The sequence below is a fragment of the Castellaniella sp. genome (genome assembly GCF_036379515.1).
GTDB lineage: Bacteria > Pseudomonadota > Gammaproteobacteria > Burkholderiales > Burkholderiaceae_B > Castellaniella.
This window is the reverse complement of sequence record NZ_DASVGN010000028.1, coordinates 1-18,486: the sequence shown is the minus strand read 5'-3', so window position 1 is coordinate 18,486 and position 18,486 is coordinate 1. Positions and strand designations below refer to the sequence as shown.

Here is an 18,486-nt window from a genome sequence, read left to right as displayed (position 1 = left end):
CCTGGCGCCTTTCCTGGGGGAAGGTGTTTGTCGCGGGTCAATTTGGGGGCGCTTCGTGGCTGACGATGGGTGTGGCGGCCGCGATGCGGTACAACAGGCGCAGGCAGATGATGCCGCAGCCGATGGGCACGAAGATGTACGAGGTCCACAGGGGCCAGCGCAAAACGTCCGGGCTGATGTCCCAGTGGATGATGGCCTCCAGTGTGCGGAGTGCGCCCAGATAGAGAATGGTGGCAAAAAATGCGAGCGCGACGAGATTGCAGACGATGCCGACGAGCTTCTTCAGGCCATGACTGAAGTGGATGCTGAGCAAATCCAGCTGGATGTGACCGTCCGTGCGCAGTGTCCAGGAGATGGCCAGGAAGAACAGGCCCTCAAGCACGTAGTTGGTGACGACGGGGTAGACCCACCCGGGCGGCGCGCTGAAAAAGTACCGCATGACCACGTTGTACGTCTCGGCGAGCACCATGAGCGCCAGGATGATGGCGGCGATGGCCATGGCGGCATTTTCTATGCGGGTGACGATCTTGTCGAAAGTGTTCATGATGAGTCCTGGCCTGGTCGGTGGAATCAACTGCCGGCGAGTGCGGATGGGTCGAGTACGAACGAGAAATCGAACATCACAGGCGAATTGGCCGGGAGCCTGACCACGCCGACCGTCGATCGCACGTAGTCCGGGGACTTTCCGAAAGCGTCTGCCATCACTTGCTGGGCCGCGTCGGCAATGTCGGAAATGCCGGCAAACTGGGCGGTGCAGGCGACGTAGCAGGTCGAGGTCAGCATCCCCCGGACCGCACTGCGACGGCCACCTGCAGCCCTGACCGCGATCGCCAGGCCCTGCAGTGCGCACAGCCGCGCGGCGGCGCACGCCTGCGGCAGCGTGATGCTCTCACCAACGATCCCGCTGGGCTCTACCACCCCCTTGATCTTGGGGATGAGTCCGCTCGTCCAGATGACGTCGTCGTGCACACGGGCGCTGGAATAGCGAAATGCCGGGTTCTCGATGGTGGGTAGCGAAAGGTTTTCTGCGATCATGCTGGTGAAATCCTGTGACTGTGTGATGGATGAATGACTTGTCCGGGCCGGTCGGGCTCAGCAGGGTGCCGTGCGCTGTGTGGAGGCGAGCACCCGGAGCCAGTTCCCGCCCGCGATCCTGGCGATGGTCTCGTGCGCAAAACCCCGATGAACCAGTGCTTCGATGATGTTCGGGAAGTCGGCATTGGACTTGAACCATGCCAGTGGCTGTGGCCACCGGACTTCAGGCTCGCCGTCGGGGTCGTGGGGTGGGTCCCAGCGTCCTGCGCGCATCCAGTTCAGAACTTCATCCGCCTGCCCTTGGCACAGGTCGGTGCCGATCGCCACGTGGCGATCTCCCATGACCTCTACTGCGAACGACACCATGTCGCAGAATTCGGCCAACGTCGTGTCCGACCCCTTGGGCAGGTGGTGCGGGTACAGGCTCAGCCCCATGAGCCCGTCGCTGTCGGCGACTGCGCGCATGGCCCGCTCGGTGATGTTCCGCGCGGTATCCCGGAATTTCCGCGGATTGCCATGTGAGATGACGATGGGCAGGGGGGAGAATTCGGCCGTATCCAGGATGGTCTGTTCGCCGGCGTGGGCCAGATCGGCCAGCATCCCGGCCCGGTTCATGGACTCGATGACCTTCTGGCCGAACAGGGTCAGCCCCTTGTCATTGGGTTCGCGCCACCCCGAACCCAGCAGGCTTTGCGTGTTGTAGGTGACTTGCATCATCCGCAGACCCAGCTGGCGGAACACCGGGATGAAATCGATGTTGGCTTCGATGACCGAAGGGTTCTGGGCACCGAAGAAGATGGCCACGCGCCCGTCTTGCCCTGCCTGCTCGATGTCGGTCGAGGCATCGAAGGGGCGGATCAGGTCGTTGAAGGCCTGGAACCGGCGTTGCCATTCGCCCAGGCGCAGGAGCAGCTCGTAAGGCGTTTCGTGGTAGGCGATCGTGGCGCCTGCCACGGCAACGCCTCCCTGCGCCATTTGCGTGAAGATTTCTCGGTTCCAGCGGCAGTACTGAGCGCCATCGACGATGGGGAATGTCCGGGCACGGGTTTCGGCCAGGTTTTTGGGCGTGCTCACGCGGTGTGTCCTGTAAGAGTCATGGGTCGAGGTGGGCAAAGCCCCCCAGGGATTGAAGAGCCGTTCCCAACTGGCGCGCGGCGTGGCAGACTGGGCCCGCCGACTTGGCCTCGAACTGTTCGAGCGTCATGGAGATAGCGGGCGCGGCAGTGCTGATTGCGCCGATGGGGACCTGGTCCTGGTCGAGGATGGGCGCCGCGATGGCGTAGAACCCTTGAAACTGGTCTGGCAGAGAGATCGAATAGCCGCGGGCTCGGACTTCGGTGAGCCGCTGCAGCAATGTTTCGGGGTCTACGGGATGGCGGTCGGTGCGCTTTTCTGCTCTGTGCCCGTTGAAGATGGCCTGCTGGCGACTCGTGGGCAGCCAGGCCAGCAGCGAATGGCCAATGACCGTGGTGCATGCCGGAACGCGTGTGCCGATCCGGATGTCGACGCCCATGCGGGTGAGACCGCGCTGAAAGCGCTCTACATAGCAGATTTCCGTGCCATCGAGCACGCCGATGGACGCGGCCTCGTTGACCTCGCCGACCAGCTCTCTGAGGATGGGGTGCGCCACGGTTCTCAGGTTCGAATGGGCGATGGCGTTGAAGCCCAGGTCCAGCACTTGCAGCGTCAGGCTGAATAGCCGCGAATCTGGCACGCGGCGGACGTAGCCCAGATCCACCAGCGTGTTCAGGTAGCGGAACGCAGTGGCGTTGTCCACGTCGGCGCGCCGCGCGATTTCGGCCATGGTGAGCTCGGGTTCACCGGGGCTGAAGGTCGTCAGGATCTTCAGCCCTTTGGCGAGAGACTGGACCGTGTTCTTCTTGTTGTCTGGACGCGCTGAGGTCATGGGACAGGGTTTAATAAATTCGGATTACGAACAATAGTTTGTAAAGCGAATTTAACGCCGCTGGTAGGGACGTGCCAACTAGGGCATACCCTGAGACTCAGGAATGTGACTGAATGATGGCTGGGGCGTTATTCGGCAATAGGTACAAGTAGGTACAATGAGAAGCCTTCTTCTGTACCGAAATCATGACAGATCAAACACTTGGCGCCGTGCCGGCGCTGCGGCGCCAGGGCTCGGATCCGGCCGACACGGTCGTGGTGCTGACCACGGCGCCCGATGGACTGCTGGCCAAGCGCATTGCCCACGTTCTGGTTGAAGAGTCGCTGGTGGCCTGTGCCCATGTGGGCAGTGCAGTCAGTGCCATGTATCTGTGGCAGGGCAAACTCGAAGGCGGCGACGAATACCCGCTCACGCTCAAGACCACGGCTGACGCATTGCCGCGCCTGTACGCGCGCCTGTGCAGTCTGCATCCGTACGAGCTGCCGGAGTTTCTCGTGCTGGGCGTCGCGGCAGGCAGCCAGTCTTACCTGGACTGGGTCGCGCAGGCGACTCGTCCTGCCGCAGAGGGGGCGCTGTGAGCCTGCGTGCGTTGCGCTGCCTGCTGGCCACGCTCGCGGCGGTACTTGGCCTGTGTGCTGCAGTGCCGCCTGCCCAGGCGGGCGACCAGTTCCTCGACCCGGCCAAGGCATTCGTGGCTACGGCCGCCATGGCTGGCCCGCAGGCGCTGGATGTGCACTACGCCATCGCGCCCGGCTATTACATGTACCAGGAGCGCTTCGAAATCCGCGTCGATGACGCGCTGGGCAAGTTGCTGCTGTACCGCCCCTCTACGCTGACCGACCCGGCCGACCGGCCCACGGGGGCACTCTGGTCTGACTCCGTCGTCCTGCCAAAAGGCATCGTCAAGTACGACCCCACGTTCGAGAAGGACATGGAGATCTACCACGGTGCGGTAACACTGCGGATTCCGCTGCGCGTGGGCGCGGCCGCACCACTCAAGGTCAGCATTACGAGCCAGGGCTGTGCGGACCAGGGGATCTGCTACCCGCCCATGACCCAGACACTGACACTGGCTGCGGCGTCGGGAGGGTACACGGCGCAAGGGCCGCAGGTCCGCTCCAGCGTTCCTGCGCCGCAGGACGCCCTGGCGGTCATGCCCGCAAAGACGCCCGGCCACAGCCTGAACCTGCTCGCGGCAGAGGCCTCCCCGGGTGTGGCCGGTACGGCGCCTGCAGCCGGGTCTGGTGCGTGGTTCAATCTGGACGACACGGGCATGGCGGCCTGGCTGCACCAGGCACCGCTGTGGCAGATCCTGGGCCTGAGCCTGTTGCTGGGCGTGCTGCTGTCGCTGACCCCCTGTGTTCTGCCCATGATCCCCATTCTGCTGGCCGTCATCGCCGGGCGCGGGCAGTTGGCGCATGGGCGTCTTCGTGGCCTGGGCCTTGCCGCGGCCTACGTGCTCGGCATGTCCCTGGTCTACACCGCCCTGGGGGTGGCTGCAGGCCTCTTGGGCGCCGGTTTGGCGGCGTGGCTGCAATCGCCCTGGATGATCGGTACCTTTGCCTTGCTGCTCGCCTTGTTCGCGCTGGCGATGCTCGACGTCTTTACGCTGCAGGTACCGGTGGGGCTGCAGTCGCGGCTGCAGTCGCGTCTGCAGCGCATTCCCGGCGGGCATGCCAGCGGCGCTTTCGTCATGGGGATGCTTTCAGCGCTCATCGTCGGACCTTGTGTGGCGGCCCCTCTGGCGGGCGTACTGCTCTTCATCTCACAGACCGGCGACGTCGTGGTGGGCGGCAGCGCGCTCTTTGCCATGGCCTGGGGCGAGGGCCTGATTCTGCTGTTTGTGGGAGCGGGCTCGGCGGCTCTGCTGCCGCGTGCAGGCGCCTGGATGACGACGCTCAAGACGGGATTCGGGCTGCTGCTGCTGGCCACCGCGTGGTGGATGGCCCGGCCGCTGCTGGCCGGGACGCTCTACGTCGCTGGCTGGATTTTGTTGGCTTTCTGGGCTGCGCTGTTGCTGTGGACCTCGGTGGGTGCCTCCGGAAGCAGCCGCCTTCAAGGCGCCGACCCTGGCGTTGCCGACGGTACGCTGGCTACCATGCCGCCCCTGCGTCTGCTGTTGCGGGCACTGGCGCTATCGCTGGCGTTGTGGGGCCTGGCGCAAGGAGCCGGCCTGCTGGCGGGCGGAGGTGACATGTTCAGGCCACTGGCGCCCTTTACTGGCGCAGGAGGCGGCAGGGCAGTGGGTGCCGTCGCAGGTCTGAGCGACCCGACCGCCATTCGCGCACGCTTCACCAAAGTGGCCTCCGTGCAGGATCTGCAGGCGCGCCTTGCGCAGGCCGACCGCCCGGTCATGCTGGATTTTTACGCCGACTGGTGTGTCTCGTGCCTGGAAATGGAAAAATTCACTTTCAGTGACCCGCAAGTGGCTGCCCGCATGGGCCGCATGATTCTGCTGCAAGCCGACGTCACCCGAATGACGCCTGACGACCGCGCCTTGCTCAAGCAGTTTGACCTGTTTGGGCCCCCAGGGATTCTTTTCTTCGACCCCCGTCAAGGGCTTGTTCCGCAGGCTCGGGTGGTTGGGTTCCTGAAAGCCGATGCCTTTGGCCGTGTCCAGGATCGGGTGCTCGCGGCGCGTTAGAGTTCAGGTTGAAAGGTGTTTCATCGAGAGTCTGATGGGCGCTCGGCTTCCAGATCATGGGTAGATAACTGAATAGATAAATTCCATTCAGGCCCGCTGGGTCATGCAAGCAAAGATCGGAAGATCGCCGGGTGCTCGTTACGGCTCGGCAGGCCCGTCAGACGGTGGGTCTTGGTCGTTGGCAACCAGCTCGCGCGCGGCGTCCGCATCGTCGGTTTCTTTTTTGCGCTTCTCGAGAATGGCGCTGGTGATGATGCCGATTTCGTACAGCAAGCACAGCGGCGTGGCCAGCATCAGCTGACTGAGCACGTCGGGTGGTGTGATGACGGCGGCCACCACGAAGCAGCCCACGATCACGTAGCCGCGGACTTCACGCAGCTTCGCGACAGTGACCATGCCCGTTTTGACCAGCAGTACCACCGCGATAGGGACTTCGAAGGCTGCGCCGAAGGCCAGAAACAGCGTGAGCACGAAATTCACGTAGTGTTCGATGTCCGGCATCATCTCGATGCTGGAAGGCGCGATCCGGGCAAAGAAACGAAAGACCGTGTGGAACACGACGAAATAGCAGAACGCCATGCCTAGCAAAAAGAGCAGGGTGCTCGAGACAATAAGCGGCAGTGCCAGCCTCTGCTCGTTGCGGTATAGGCCAGGGGCCACGAACGCCCAGATCTGGTAGAGCACGAAGGGCAACGAGATCACCAGCGCCACCAGCAAGGTGACCTTCAGCGGAATGATGAACGTGGTCGTGATGCCGATGGCCACCATGTGCGAGCCCTGCGGCAACGCTTCGAGCATCGGGCGGGCGAGCAAGTTGTAGATGGTGTCGGAGCCGGGCCAGATGAACAGGGCAATGGCGACCACGAGGACCGAGGCTACCGCCTTCATCAGGCGCGAGCGCAGCTCGACCAGGTGCGAGATGAAGGAGTCCTGGGTGTCTTCGGAAGCGTTTGTCATGCCGGGCTGTGGGAGCTGGGTTCAGGTGGAGCCGCAGCTGCTGGAGTGCCGGCCACCCCGGGTGCTGCAGCGGTGGGATCGGCAGCAGGGGTAGGCGCCTTGTTGGAGGCGACGACCGTTTCTGTGGCTACTGGCGCAACGGCAGGCGCTACCGGGCTGGCCTCTGAGGTCAGGACGGGCGTTGCTGCCGGGGGCTCGGCGGTTGTCGGGGACGGTGTCTCGGTGCTGGAAGCACCCGCCGCAGCCGCGGGGGCCGCCGTGCCCAAGGCTTGCCGGGCCTCGTTCAGGCTGTCCTTCAACGTTTGCGTGGGCGCTTCGACAGCGGACTTGAGTGCTTCGGTGGACTCAGCCAGAGAAGACTGCACCGAACGGGCCGCGTCTTCCATCTGCGTCTTGATGTCACCGATGTCTTTCAGGTCCATTTCTTTCTGGATGTCGGACTTGACCTCGTTGACGTAGCGCTGCGCACGACCCAGCAGGTGGCCGATAGTACGGGCGACCTTGGGCATACGCTCGGGGCCGAGGACGATGAGCGCAATCACGCCGATCACCATCAGCTCACTGAAACTGATGTCAAACATGGAGTTTCCAGGTCAGAAAGGGAATCAGACGACAGGATCAGGCGTCGGTTTTTTCGCGCGCCTGCACATCAACAGTGTTGTCGTCCTGGACCTTTTGGGCGACGGCAGGGTTCGCAGCCGCTGGTGCGGTGGCTTCGTCTTGCGCGTCTTTCATGCCCTTTTTGAAGCCTTTGACGGCTCCACCCAGGTCTTCACCGATATTGCGCAGCTTCTTGGTGCCGAAGATCAGCGCCACGATGACCAGCACGATGAGCCAGTGCCAAATGCTCAAACCACCCATGAGGTTCTCCTAAGCAGCCGGAGCCGCGCGTTTGTTCCAGGGGCGTGCGCCGCCCAGAATGTGAAAGTGTAAATGATCGACTTCCTGGCCACCTTCGAGCCCTGCGTTGGCCACCATGCGGAAGCCACCGGCGGGCAAGGGGTTGGCGCCGTTTTCGAACGCCAGGCGCGGCACCAGCTGCATCATGCGGGCAAGCCAGGCACCGTCGTTGGTGCCGATGTCGGCCAATGAGCCCACGTGATGCTTGGGGACCAGCAACAGATGTACCGGAGCCGCCGGGTTGATGTCGTGGAAGGCGATGAATTCATCGTCTTCGAACACCACCTTGGCCGGGATTTCGTGGTGTGCAATCTTGCAAAACAGGCAATCGTGGCTCATAGCGCTCTGGAAGGCGGCCGAACGTCGGCCCGTCAGACTCATATCTTGCCACATTTTGGGCGGGCGCTGGGCCACAGCAGCCCGGGGTATGCCCTTAGTCTCCTTTTTGGTTAGCTTGAGTGCTTGCGTGCGGCCTTTTCTTCCAGCCCCGAAAGTCCCTCGCGGCGAGCGAGTTCGGCCAACACGTCTTCCGGGCGCAGGTTGAAGTGCGTCAAGACCACCAGGCAGTGAAACCATAGATCGGCGGTCTCGGCCACGATGCGATCCGGCGTGCCGTCCTTGGCAGCCATGACCAGTTCGGTCGCTTCTTCGCCGATTTTTTTCAGGAAGGCGTCCGGCCCGCGTGACAGCAGTTGCGCCGTGTACGAAGTCTTGGGGTCGCCGCCGCGATCGGGGCGGCGGGTGGCCAGAGTATCAGCCAGGCGAGCCAGCAGATCAGAAGTGGATTCGACAGTCATGATGATCAATCCGTGAAGAGAGGTGGCGCGGCGCGGTGAATATCATCGGTGTCAGCCAGGGGCTGACCGCCAACCCGGGCCGCGCCGGAATGGGTCAATGCGAGTGCCCTGGATGCTGGTAGATCTCGTGCGGGTCTTTCAGCACGGGCTCTTGCACGACCCAGGTGTGATCGCCGTCGTAGGGTTCCAGGCTGCGAAAGAAGCAGCTCTCGCGGCCTGTATGGCACGCGATGCCGCCGTTCTGGGTCACCTTGAGCAGCAACACGTCGCCATCGCAATCCAGCCGGATATCGTGCACCGTCTGCGTATTGCCGGATTCCTCGCCCTTGCGCCACAGGCGCTGGCGCGATCGCGAAAAATACACCGCCTGGCCCGACTGCACGGTTTCCTGGATGGCCTCAGCATTCATCCACGCCATCATCAGCACCTTGCCGCTATGTGCATCCTGTGCGATGGCAGGAATGAGGCCTTGCGCATCGAAGTGCAGTTCGGAGAGCCAAGTGGGCAGGGAGGGTGAAGTCATGATTCAACGGGCTCGGCAATGCCGCGCACGGGAATGCCCTGTGCGGCCAGGTGGGCCTTGGCCTGGGCAATCGAAAATTGGCCAAAGTGGAAGATGCTGGCGGCCAGCACCGCGCTGGCGTGCCCCTGAATCACGCCATCAGCCAGGTGCTGCAGCGTACCCACGCCCCCGGAGGCGATCACGGGGATAGGGACTGCATCAGACACTGCGCGAGTGAGCTCCAGATCGAAGCCCGATTTGGTGCCGTCGCGGTCCATGCTGGTGAGCAGCAGTTCGCCTGCGCCAGAATCCGCCATGCGGCGAGCCCAGGCGATGGCGTCCAGCCCTGTGGCCTTGCGCCCACCGTGAGTGAAGATTTCCCACCGGGCCGGTTTGCCAGGCGCTGAGACGCGGCGGGCATCCATGGCTACGACGATGCACTGCGACCCGTGGTGTCGCGAGGCCTCGGCGACCAGCTCGGGTCGTGCGACGGCAGCGCTATTGATCGAAACTTTGTCGGCGCCTGCATCCAGCAGGCGCTGAATGTCTGACACCTGACGCACCCCGCCCCCCACTGTGAGCGGAATGAAGACCTGGCGCGCCACGGCCTCGATGATGGGCAGGATCAGCCCACGCTCATCCGAGGTGGCGGTAATGTCCAGGAAGGTGAGTTCGTCCGCACCCTGTTCGTCGTAGCGCCGTGCGATCTCGACCGGGTCGCCCGCGTCGGCCAGGTTGACGAAGTTCACTCCCTTGACGACCCGCCCGGCGTTCACGTCCAGGCAGGGAATGATGCGGCAGCACAATCCGGATGAAGGGCTCGTGGCAGGGTAAGCGGCAACTGTCATGGGCGGGTCCGGGAGGTGCCAGGGGCGGTGTGGCGAGTGAAAAAAGGCACGCGCTCAGGCATCCCCGGTCGTGTCTTCTGCGTCGTCTTCGTCTGTTTGGTCATCTGTGCCGGAGAGTTCGTCCGCCAGCGCCTGCGCGGCGGCAAACTGCAGCGTCCCTTCGTACAGGCTGCGGCCCAGGATGGCGCCGTCTATGCCTTGGTCTTGCACGTCGCACAGCGCCCGGATGTCGTCCAGTGAGGCCACGCCGCCGGAGGCGATGACCGGTACGCGCACGTGCTGTGCCAGACGCACGGTGGCCTCGACGTTCACCCCCGAGAGCATGCCATCGCGACCGATATCGGTATAGATGATGGATTCGCAGCCGTAGTCTTCGAACTTGCGGGCCAGGTCGAGCACGTCGTGGCGTGTGAGCTTGGACCAGCCATCGGTGGCTACCTTGCCGTCACGTGCATCCAGTCCCACGATGATGTGGCCCGGAAAAGCCGAGCAGGCGTCGCTGAGGAAGCCCGGGTCTTTCACGGCTGCGGTGCCGATGATGACGTACGAGATACCGTTGTCCAGGTAATACTCGACCGTATCCAGGTCGCGGATACCGCCGCCGATCTGGATGGGGACATCTTCGTCTGTGGCATCCACGATGGATTCGATGGCTGCGCGGTTGCGGGGCTTGCCGGCGACGGCGCCGTTCAGATCCACCAGGTGCAGCCGGCGGGCGCCTTGGGCGACCCACTGGGTGGCCATGGCGGCCGGGTCTTCGGAAAACACGGTGGCGTCGTGCAGGTCGCCCTGGCGCAGGCGCACACAGTGCCCATCCTTGAGGTCGATGGCGGGGATGAGGAGCATGGTCGTCTAGTTCAGTGCTGGAAAGTCGGAATCAATAAAGGTCAGGGCTGCCAGTGTACGAAATTGCGATAGATGCGCAAGCCGGGCGCGGCGCTCTTTTCTGGATGAAACTGTACGGCAAAAATATTCTCGGCGGCAATCGCACAGCAAAAATCTTGCCCATAGAGGCTGGTGCCCACAATCAGCGATGACTCGGCAGGCACGGCGTAGTAACTGTGCACGAAATAAAACGGAGTGTCCTGGGCGACCCCCTGCCAGAGCGGATGTGCCCGGGTCTGGGTCACGGCATTCCAGCCCATGTGGGGGATCTTCAGCGGCATGGAGTCGGCCGGTGGGGCGTCGAAGGCCTGCCCTGCAAAGCGGCGTACCTGGCCAGCAAACAGTGCCAGGCCCGGAGTGGGGCCTTCGTCACTGGCTTCGAACATCATCTGTTCGCCCACGCACACACCCAGCAAGGGTTTGCTGCGGGCGGCAGCCAGCACCGCTTCTTGCAGGCCGGATTCACGCAACGTGCGCATGCAGTCGGGCATGGCCCCTTGGCCCGGGAAGACAATGCGGTCAGCCGAGGCAATGTCGGCCGCTGTGTGGGCAAGGCGAATGTCCTGCTCGGGGGCGGCAGCCTGCAAGGCGCGCGCGACCGAGTGGAAGTTGCCCATGCCGTAATCAACGATGGCGATTCGTGTCACGGTGTGAAATCCGGTGGGCGCTCAGAGCGCTCCTTTGGTCGAAGGGATGGCACCGCCCGCACGCGGATCGAGTTCGGCCGCCATGCGCAGGGCCCGTCCGAAGGCCTTGAAGATGGTCTCGCACTGGTGGTGGGCGTTTTCGCCGCGCAGGTTGTCGATGTGCACGGTGGCCTGGGCGTGGTTGACGAAGCCCTGGAAGAATTCGCGCGCCAGGTCGACGTCGAAGGTACCGATGCGGGCGCGGGCGTAATCCACGTGATAGAACAGCCCCGGGCGGCCAGAGAGATCGACCACCACGCGTGAGAGGGATTCATCCAGCGGAACGTAGGCATGTCCGTAGCGGCGCAGCCCCGCCTTGTTGCCCGCCGCCTGTGCAAAGGCCTGGCCCAAGGTGATACCCACGTCTTCGACGCTATGGTGATCGTCGATGTGCGTGTCGCCTTCGCATTGGATGTCCAGATCGAACAGTCCGTGGCGCGCGATCTGATCCAGCATGTGGTCCAGGAACGGCACACCGGTGTTCAGTGTGCGGACCCCTGTGCCGTCCAGGTTGATGGCGACGCGGATGCGGGTTTCCTGGGTATTGCGTTCGACGGTGGCGGTGCGCATGGTAGGTTCAATCCGTAAGGCGCAGGCTTGCGCTTTGTGCGTGGGCGTACAGGCCTTCGCCGCGCGCCAGCGTGGCGGCGATGCGACCCAGCGTTTGCGAGCCTGCTTGCGAGACCTGAATCAGGCTGCTGCGTTTCTGAAAATCGTACACCCCCAGTGGCGATGAGAACCGCGCCGTGCGGGCCGTAGGCAGCACGTGGTTCGGGCCCGCGCAGTAATCACCCAATGGCTCGCAGCTGTGTGCGCCCAGAAAAATGGCGCCCGCGTGGCGGATTTGCGGCAGCAGCGCCTGGGGATCGCGGACGGAAAGCTCCAGGTGTTCCGGGGCGATGTGGTTGGCGATGGCGCAGGCTTGTGCCAGATCGCGCACGTGGATGAGCGCGCCGCGCTGTGACAGGCTGGTACGCAGGATGTCCACGCGCGGCTGGTCGGGCAAGAGGCGCTCCATGGCAGCCTGCACCGCGTCCAGATACGCCGCGTCGGGGCACAGCAGAATGGCTTGCGCGAGCTCGTCGTGTTCAGCTTGCGAGAACAGATCGACCGCCAGCCAGTCAGCCGGCGTGCTGCCATCGGCCACGACCAGGATTTCAGAAGGGCCGGCAATCATGTCGATGCCCACGGTACCGAACACGCGGCGCTTGGCGGCGGCCACGTAGGCGTTGCCCGGCCCGGTGATCTTGTCCACGGCCGGCAATGTTTGTGTGCCATAGGCCAGTGCGCCCACGGCCTGCGCACCACCCAATGCAAAGACGCGATCCACGCCACCCAGGGAAGCGGCCGCCAGCACCATGGCGTTGCGCGTGCCGCCGGGCGTCGGTGTCACCATGATGAGTTCAGGCACGCCCGCGACCTTGGCGGGGATGGCGTTCATCAGGACGGACGAAGGGTAGGCCGCTTTGCCCCCGGGTACGTACAGGCCGACGCGATCCAGCGGCGTGACCTGCTGTCCCAGCACGGTGCCGTCGGGTTCGGTGTAGGTCCAGGTCTGTGCCCGCTGGTGTTCGTGGTAGCTCCGCACGCGGTCGGCGGCGGCTTCCAGGGCGTCACGCTGGTCGGCCGGCAAGCCTGCCAGCGCTGCCTGCAGTTCAGTGTGCGGGATTTCGAGCTCGGCGACCGAAGCGGCCGTGACGTGGTCAAAACGGGCTGTGTATTCGAGCACCGCCGCATCGCCGCGTGTGTGCACGTCGTGCAAGATGTTGCGTACGGTGGTTTCGATGGCCTCGTCTTGCGAGGCGTCGTAGGCAAGCAGGTGCTTGAGCGCCGTGTCGAAATCCGGGTCGCGGGCATCCAGGCGGTTGATCAGAGACATGGCGGGGGAAATCAGAGCCAGAGAAAGTGAAACTCACTCATTCTAGCGTGTATGCCTGTTTGACGGGTTGTGTCGATCGTGTATGTAGATGTCTGCGGTGTCCTCCGGCCGTTGTTCTGCGCCGGGATTTACCGTCCGTATGTCGAAATACCTGCGGTGCTGGCGGGGTGGCCCGGGCGCTACGGTCGGCGGCCCTCCCGTTGGTCGGGCTGCCCTGATCTGCCTCGTACGGACGGGCGGCGGACAAACTCGCCGCTGCGCGGCTCAGACATGTCCGCCGAAAGCCCCCGCCCTCCCTTCGTCAGCATCCGGCGCCTCCCTACCCGCGCCCGGGCCACCCCGCCAGCACCGCGCGCGTCACATCTTGGCCGAAGCGCGGTCGAATGCGTCGATGATCGGCTGGAGGCGTGCGCCCTTCATCTTCAGAGCTGCCTGATTCACGATCAGCCGCGATGAAATATGGCGGATCTCCTCCACCTCGACCAAATGGTTGGCACGGATCGTGCCCCCCGTGGAGATCAGGTCCACGATCGCGTCGGCCAGTCCCACCAGCGGAGCCAGTTCCATCGAACCGTAGAGCTTGATGATGTCCACATGCACGCCCTTGGCGGCGAAGTGTTCACGGGCCGCGCGCGGGTATTTGGTAGCGATGCGCAGGCGCGAACCCTGATGCACGGCGGCCTGATAGTCGAAGCCCTCCGGGGCGGCCACGCTCAGTCGGCAATGTGCAATGTTCAGATCGATGGGCTGGTACATCCCGCCCGGGTGTTGCGCCATGTGCTCGTAGAGCACGTCCTTGCCCGCGATGCCGAAGTCGGCCGCCCCATATTGCACGTAAGTGGGGACGTCCGAGGCCCGCACGATGATGATGCGCAGATCGTCGGAATCCGTGGGCAGGATCAGCTTGCGTGAAGACTCGGGGCTTTCTGATACGGTGATGCCGGCGGCCGCCAGCAAGGGCAGGGTCTCGTCGAAGATGCGGCCCTTGGAGAGCGCGAGCGTGAGCGGTGCGGTAGCCATGCAATGTCCTGTCTAAGAGACGCGTTCGATGTGAGCGCCCAACGCCTGGAGCTTGTGCTCCATGCACTCGTAGCCCCGGTCCAGATGGTAGATGCGTTCGACCGTGGTTTGGCCGCGCGCCGCCAGGCCGGCAATGACCAGGCTGGCCGATGCGCGCAGGTCGGTGGCCATGACGGTGGCCCCCAGCAGTTCCGGGATGCCTTTCACCACCGCCGTGTGACCGTCGATTTCGATGTCTGCACCCATGCGGCAAAGTTCCTGCACGTGCATGTAGCGGTTTTCGAAAATGCTTTCGGTGATCACTGCCGTGCCGTCCGCCAGCGTGTTCAGTGCCATGAGCTGCGCCTGCATGTCGGTCGGAAACCCCGGGTATTCGCTGGTGCGAAACCCCGTGGCATGCGGACGCCCGTGCATCTGTGCGCGGATCCAGTCCGGCCCGGTGGTGATTTCCAGCCCGGTGTCGCGCAGCTTGTCGAGCACGGCGCCCAAGGTGTCGGGGCGGACGGCGCGCAGCGTGATGTCGCCGCCAGCTGCGGCCACGGCGCACAGAAAGGTACCGGCCTCGATGCGGTCGGGCACCACACGGTGCGTGGCGCCATGCAGCCGGGATACGCCTTCGACCACGATGCGGTCCGTGCCCTGGCCCTCGATTCGGGCACCCATGGCGACCAGTACGTTGGCCAGGTCCACGACTTCGGGTTCACAGGCCGCGTTTTCGAGCACGGTGCGGCCTTCCGCCAGCGTGGCCGCCATGAGCAGGTTTTCGGTCCCCGTGACTGTCACCATGTCGGTGAGGATCCTGGCACCCTTGAGCCGGGTCGCACGGGCCTCCACGAAGCCGTGTTCAATGCGGATGTCGGCCCCCATGGCGGCCAACCCCTTGATATGCTGGTCTACCGGACGCTGGCCGATGGCGCAGCCCCCCGGGAGGCTGACCCGGGCGTGCCCGAAGCGCGACAGCAGCGGCCCCAGCACAAGGATCGAAGCCCGCATGGTCTTCACCAGCTCGTAGGGGGCCTCCTGGCTGTGGATGGCGTCGGCCTGCAAGGTGACGCTTTCGCCGTCATGGCGTTGTGTGCGCATGCCCATGCGGCCCAGCAGCGACAGCGTGGTGGCAATGTCGCGCAGCACCGGCACGTTGGTGAGCACCAGGGGTTCGTCAGTCAGCAGCGATGCACACAGAATGGGCAGCGCCGCGTTCTTGGCCCCCGAGATGCGCACTTCGCCCCGCAGAGGCTGGCCCCCCTGGATGCGCAGCTTATCCATGGCTGGCTTCAGCCTGGTATTCCGCTGGCGTGAGCGTGCGCATCGACAGTGCGTGGATTTCCTCGCGCATGCGCTCACCCAGAGCCTGGTAGACCACCTGGTGACGAGCGACTGTGCGCTTGCCTTCGAAGGCGATGCTGACGATCAGCGCCTGAAAATGGGCGCCGTCGCCCTGGACCTCGAGATGTTCGCAGGCCAGATGCTCGGCAATGTATTGATGGACTTGTTCAGGGGTAGGCTGCATGAGCTCAACTCCGTAATTTGTAGCCGCTGGCAAGCAGCCGCAGGGCAAACAGGCTCAGGGCGACGGCCACGGCCAGCACGATGGCGAAGCCGCGCCACGGTGACACGTCCGACATCGCAAAGAAACCGTAGCGAAAGCCGTCGATCATGTAGAAGACGGGGTTCCAGCGTGATACCGCTTGCCAGAAAGGCGGCAGGCTGTAGATCGAGTAGAAGACGCCCGATAGAAATGTGGCCGGGACGATGAGAAAATTTTGAAAAGCCGCGAGCTGATCGAATTTTTCAGACCAGAGCCCCGCGATGAGGCCCAGCGTACCGAGAATCCAGCACGACAGCACGCCAAAGATCAACAGCCACAGCGGCGCGTGCACGGGCAGAGTGATGAAAAAGAGCGCCACTGCCCAGATGCAGGCCCCGACCATCAGCCCCCGTACCACCGAGGCCACCAGATAGGCCGCGAAGATCTGGCGGTGCGAAAAAGGCGGCAGCAGCACGAAGATGAGGTTGCCCGTGATGCGGCTCTGGATGAGCGAGGACGACGGGTTGGCAAAGCTGTTTTGCAGCATGCTCATCATCATGAGCCCGGGAATGAGAAATGCCGTGTACGAGATCGACCCATACACCTGCACCCGGTCTTCGAGCACGTGCGAAAAAATCAGCAGATACAGCAGCGCCGTGACCACCGGGGCGGCAATGGTCTGCGTGGCCACCTTCCAGAAGCGCATCAGTTCTTTGTGCAGCAGCGTCGGGAAGCCGGACCCCATGGCGGGGCGGGTCTGCGAAAGCGGGCGGATCATGATTCCACTCCCAGTGCCGGCGTCTGGCCGACTTCGGGCAGCGTGTCGTCGCGGATGGTGTCGTCGTGCATGATGTGCACGAAGGCTTCTTCGAGATCGCCGCCGCCAAAGCGCGCCATGATGGATTGCGTCGTGTCCAGCGCCACGATGTGGCCAGCCTTGAGCATCGCCACCCGGCCACACAGGGCTTCGGCTTCTTCCAGGTAGTGCGTGGTGAGCAGAATCGTGTGTCCGGCCTGATTCAGACGTGTGATGAAATCCCACAGCGTACGGCGCAGATCGACGTCCACGCCTGCCGTGGGTTCGTCCAGGATGATCACCGGTGGCCGGTGCACCAGCGCCTGCGCGACCAGCACGCGGCGTTTCATGCCGCCCGACAGTGCCCGCATATTGACGTCGGCCTTGTCCAGCAGCCCCAGGTTTTCAAGGATTTCGTCGATCCAGTCGTCGTTGTGATGCAGCCCGAAATACCCCGACTGCAGCCGCAACGTTTCGCGTACCGAAAAAAACGGGTCGTAGACGATCTCTTGCGGCACCACGCCCAGCGACTGCCGTGCGCGGCGAAAATCCTTGACCACGTCGTAGCCACAGACCTCAGCGTGACCCGTCGTGGCGTGCGCAAGACCCGCCAGAATCGAGATCATCGTCGTCTTGCCGGCCCCGTTCGGGCCCAGCAGGCCGAAGAATTCACCGTGCTCGACCGTCAGGTTCACCTCGTGCAGGGCCTGAAAGCCTTGAGGCGCAGGGCGCCCTCGCAGGCGATCGATCCATCGCTGGCGGCTGGGGGCGTAAATCTTGGAGACGTGTTGCAGATCTAAAGCGGGCATGGACAAAGTTTGGGCCCCACAGTGGGCCCAATCGATCATTATAAGCGGTTGATCGCTGCTCTTGTTGGTAGGGCAGTCGCCGCACGTCCGGTCTTGGCGCAATCCCGTCCGGCACGATTTGGACACAACTGGGTCCGTGCGGCTGCCAGCGGCAGGTACAATCGGCAACGGTACTTCTTTTTGCACTCATGACGACTGCTGATCCTTCTCCCGTAGTGGAATTCACCGGCGTATCGCTCGCCTACGGCGACTTCACCGTATTACGCGACGTCGACCTGCAGGTGCGGCCGGGACAGGTCGTGGCCATGATGGGAGGGTCGGGTTCCGGCAAGACCACGCTGCTGCGGGCGACCACCGGGCAGCTGCAGGCCAGCGCAGGCACCGTCAAGGTCTTCGGCCGCGACATGGCCAGCCTGCACGGTGAAGCCCTGCGCGAAACGCGTCAACGCATGGGGGTGCTGTTCCAGGGCGGAGCCCTGTTCACCGACCTGGACGTTTTCGAAAACGTCGCCTTTCCCCTGCGTGAACACACCCATGTTTCAGAGGCGGAGATCCTTGATCGGGTGCTGGACAAATTGCAGGCGGTGGGCTTGCGCCATGCGGCGCATCTGCGCATTTCCGAGATCTCCGGCGGCATGGCTCGGCGCGTCGCACTGGCGCGTGCCGTGGTGCTCGAGCCCGAACTCATTCTGTACGACGAGCCTTTCGCCGGGCTGGATCCGATTTCGCTGGGCATTACCGCGCAGCTTATCCGCACCATGACGGACCAGCTGCACTGTGCCTCCGTCCTGATTACGCACGACGTCGCCGAATCCTTCGCCATCGTGGATCGGGTCTATCTCATCGGCCAGGGCCGTCTCATTGCGCACGGTACGCCGGACGAGCTCTCGGCGGCCAAGGACGATTATCTGCAGCAGTTTCTGCAGGGGCGGCCTGATGGCCCCATCGGCTTTCATTATCCGATCACGCCGGCGTTCGAGCATTGGCTGGCGGACTACCGCAAAGGGCTCCGGGCATGAATCTCGTGCACTCCGTTTCCACCCTGGGGCGTGGATTCATCACCCTGATCACCGGCCTGGGCGCGTTTGCCCGCCTGTTGGGGGCGATTCTTGCACGCAGCAGCATCCTGTGGCGGCGCCCGCGCCTCACGGCCCAGCAGGTGCATTTCATTGGCAACCATTCGCTGCTCATCATCGGGGTCTCGGGCCTGTTCGTGGGTTTCGTGCTGGGCCTGCAGGGCTATTACACACTGAACCGCTACGGCTCCGAAGAAGCGCTGGGCCTGCTGGTGGCG

Annotated in this window: 24 protein-coding genes; 4 read left to right on the top strand and 20 right to left on the bottom strand. The window is 63.7% G+C overall.

The window, feature by feature from the left end; genetic code table 11:
* Positions 1 to 37: 37 nt before the first annotated feature.
* The 4 genes from VF285_RS09485 to VF285_RS09470 are packed head-to-tail and all read right to left on the bottom strand — an operon-like array spanning position 38 to position 2,941.
* A complete protein-coding gene (locus VF285_RS09485; RefSeq protein WP_346952382.1) occupies positions 38 to 544 on the bottom strand; it encodes a TRAP transporter small permease in 507 nt (168 codons plus the stop codon).
* 26 nt (positions 545 to 570) lie between these two features.
* The gene (locus tag VF285_RS09480; RefSeq protein WP_346952381.1) at positions 571 to 1,035 is read right to left on the bottom strand and encodes a RidA family protein; all 465 of its coding nucleotides are present in this window, start codon (positions 1,033 to 1,035) and stop codon (positions 571 to 573) included.
* Positions 1,036 to 1,092: 57 nt separating this feature from the next.
* Positions 1,093 to 2,109 (bottom strand): membrane dipeptidase, encoded by a 1,017-nt coding sequence (locus VF285_RS09475; RefSeq protein WP_346952380.1) that lies wholly within the window; start codon positions 2,107 to 2,109, stop codon positions 1,093 to 1,095.
* Positions 2,110 to 2,128: 19 nt separating this feature from the next.
* Positions 2,129 to 2,941 (bottom strand): IclR family transcriptional regulator, encoded by an 813-nt coding sequence (locus VF285_RS09470; RefSeq protein WP_346952379.1) that lies wholly within the window; start codon positions 2,939 to 2,941, stop codon positions 2,129 to 2,131.
* 185 nt (positions 2,942 to 3,126) lie between these two features.
* Between VF285_RS09470 and cutA the strand changes: the two genes are divergently transcribed.
* Both cutA and VF285_RS09460 read left to right on the top strand, forming a co-directional pair.
* Positions 3,127 to 3,519: a divalent-cation tolerance protein CutA gene (cutA, locus tag VF285_RS09465; protein ID WP_346952378.1), complete on the top strand. Its 393-nt coding sequence runs from the start codon at positions 3,127 to 3,129 to the stop codon at positions 3,517 to 3,519.
* On the top strand, positions 3,516 to 5,585 hold the full coding sequence (locus VF285_RS09460) for a protein-disulfide reductase DsbD domain-containing protein (RefSeq protein ID WP_346952377.1): 2,070 nt from the start codon (positions 3,516 to 3,518) through the stop codon (positions 5,583 to 5,585). Before cutA ends, VF285_RS09460 begins: the two co-directional genes overlap by 4 nt.
* A gap of 138 nt (positions 5,586 to 5,723) precedes the next feature.
* Here the strand turns inward: VF285_RS09460 and tatC are convergent, their stop codons facing one another.
* The 16 genes from tatC to VF285_RS09380 all read right to left on the bottom strand — a co-directional run bounded on the left by tatC (position 5,724) and on the right by VF285_RS09380 (position 17,192).
* Positions 5,724 to 6,542 carry a twin-arginine translocase subunit TatC gene (gene tatC / locus VF285_RS09455; RefSeq protein WP_346952376.1) on the bottom strand — a complete coding sequence of 273 codons (819 nt, stop codon included), beginning with the start codon at positions 6,540 to 6,542 and terminating at the stop codon, positions 5,724 to 5,726.
* Complete coding sequence (gene tatB, locus VF285_RS09450) at positions 6,539 to 7,123, bottom strand: Sec-independent protein translocase protein TatB (protein ID WP_346952375.1); 585 nt, start codon at positions 7,121 to 7,123, stop codon at positions 6,539 to 6,541. Before tatB ends, tatC begins: the two co-directional genes overlap by 4 nt.
* 37 nt (positions 7,124 to 7,160) lie before the next feature.
* Positions 7,161 to 7,403 (bottom strand): Sec-independent protein translocase subunit TatA, encoded by a 243-nt coding sequence (tatA, locus tag VF285_RS09445; protein ID WP_346952374.1) that lies wholly within the window; start codon positions 7,401 to 7,403, stop codon positions 7,161 to 7,163.
* A 9-nt stretch (positions 7,404 to 7,412) separates the two neighbouring features.
* On the bottom strand, positions 7,413 to 7,781 hold the full coding sequence (locus tag VF285_RS09440; RefSeq protein ID WP_346952373.1) for a histidine triad nucleotide-binding protein: 369 nt from the start codon (positions 7,779 to 7,781) through the stop codon (positions 7,413 to 7,415).
* 110 nt (positions 7,782 to 7,891) lie between these two features.
* Positions 7,892 to 8,239 carry a phosphoribosyl-ATP diphosphatase gene (locus VF285_RS09435; RefSeq protein ID WP_346952372.1) on the bottom strand — a complete coding sequence of 116 codons (348 nt, stop codon included), beginning with the start codon at positions 8,237 to 8,239 and terminating at the stop codon, positions 7,892 to 7,894.
* A gap of 94 nt (positions 8,240 to 8,333) precedes the next feature.
* The gene (gene hisI / locus VF285_RS09430) at positions 8,334 to 8,762 is read right to left on the bottom strand and encodes a phosphoribosyl-AMP cyclohydrolase (protein WP_346952371.1); all 429 of its coding nucleotides are present in this window, start codon (positions 8,760 to 8,762) and stop codon (positions 8,334 to 8,336) included.
* On the bottom strand, positions 8,759 to 9,589 hold the full coding sequence (hisF, locus tag VF285_RS09425; RefSeq protein ID WP_346952370.1) for an imidazole glycerol phosphate synthase subunit HisF: 831 nt from the start codon (positions 9,587 to 9,589) through the stop codon (positions 8,759 to 8,761). The genes hisI and hisF overlap by 4 nt, the downstream gene beginning before the upstream one ends.
* 54 nt (positions 9,590 to 9,643) lie before the next feature.
* On the bottom strand, positions 9,644 to 10,435 hold the full coding sequence (gene hisA, locus VF285_RS09420; RefSeq protein WP_346952369.1) for a 1-(5-phosphoribosyl)-5-[(5-phosphoribosylamino)methylideneamino]imidazole-4-carboxamide isomerase: 792 nt from the start codon (positions 10,433 to 10,435) through the stop codon (positions 9,644 to 9,646).
* 41 nt (positions 10,436 to 10,476) lie between these two features.
* Positions 10,477 to 11,121, bottom strand: a complete 645-nt coding sequence (hisH, locus tag VF285_RS09415) for an imidazole glycerol phosphate synthase subunit HisH (protein ID WP_346952368.1) — start codon at positions 11,119 to 11,121, stop codon at positions 10,477 to 10,479.
* A 21-nt stretch (positions 11,122 to 11,142) separates the two neighbouring features.
* Complete coding sequence (gene hisB, locus VF285_RS09410; RefSeq protein WP_346952367.1) at positions 11,143 to 11,730, bottom strand: imidazoleglycerol-phosphate dehydratase HisB; 588 nt, start codon at positions 11,728 to 11,730, stop codon at positions 11,143 to 11,145.
* A 7-nt stretch (positions 11,731 to 11,737) separates the two neighbouring features.
* Entirely contained in the window at positions 11,738 to 13,039 is a 1,302-nt protein-coding gene (gene hisD, locus VF285_RS09405) for a histidinol dehydrogenase (protein ID WP_346952366.1), read from the bottom strand.
* A 357-nt stretch (positions 13,040 to 13,396) separates the two neighbouring features.
* Complete coding sequence (gene hisG / locus VF285_RS09400; RefSeq protein ID WP_346952365.1) at positions 13,397 to 14,059, bottom strand: ATP phosphoribosyltransferase; 663 nt, start codon at positions 14,057 to 14,059, stop codon at positions 13,397 to 13,399.
* A gap of 12 nt (positions 14,060 to 14,071) precedes the next feature.
* On the bottom strand, positions 14,072 to 15,325 hold the full coding sequence (murA, locus tag VF285_RS09395; RefSeq protein WP_346952364.1) for a UDP-N-acetylglucosamine 1-carboxyvinyltransferase: 1,254 nt from the start codon (positions 15,323 to 15,325) through the stop codon (positions 14,072 to 14,074).
* Complete coding sequence (locus tag VF285_RS09390) at positions 15,318 to 15,569, bottom strand: BolA family protein (protein ID WP_346952363.1); 252 nt, start codon at positions 15,567 to 15,569, stop codon at positions 15,318 to 15,320. The genes murA and VF285_RS09390 overlap by 8 nt, the downstream gene beginning before the upstream one ends.
* A 4-nt stretch (positions 15,570 to 15,573) precedes the next feature.
* Positions 15,574 to 16,365, bottom strand: coding sequence for an ABC transporter permease (locus tag VF285_RS09385; RefSeq protein WP_346952362.1), 792 nt, complete (start codon positions 16,363 to 16,365; stop codon positions 15,574 to 15,576).
* On the bottom strand, positions 16,362 to 17,192 hold the full coding sequence (locus VF285_RS09380) for an ABC transporter ATP-binding protein (protein ID WP_346952361.1): 831 nt from the start codon (positions 17,190 to 17,192) through the stop codon (positions 16,362 to 16,364). Before VF285_RS09380 ends, VF285_RS09385 begins: the two co-directional genes overlap by 4 nt.
* A gap of 188 nt (positions 17,193 to 17,380) precedes the next feature.
* On the opposite strand from VF285_RS09380, the gene VF285_RS09375 reads away from it, so the two are divergent.
* The gene (locus VF285_RS09375) at positions 17,381 to 18,211 is read left to right on the top strand and encodes an ABC transporter ATP-binding protein (protein WP_346952360.1); all 831 of its coding nucleotides are present in this window, start codon (positions 17,381 to 17,383) and stop codon (positions 18,209 to 18,211) included.
* Positions 18,208 to 18,486 (top strand): ABC transporter permease (locus VF285_RS09370; protein WP_346952359.1); only part of this gene is annotated, 279 nt, incomplete at its 3' end. The genes VF285_RS09375 and VF285_RS09370, both read left to right, overlap by 4 nt.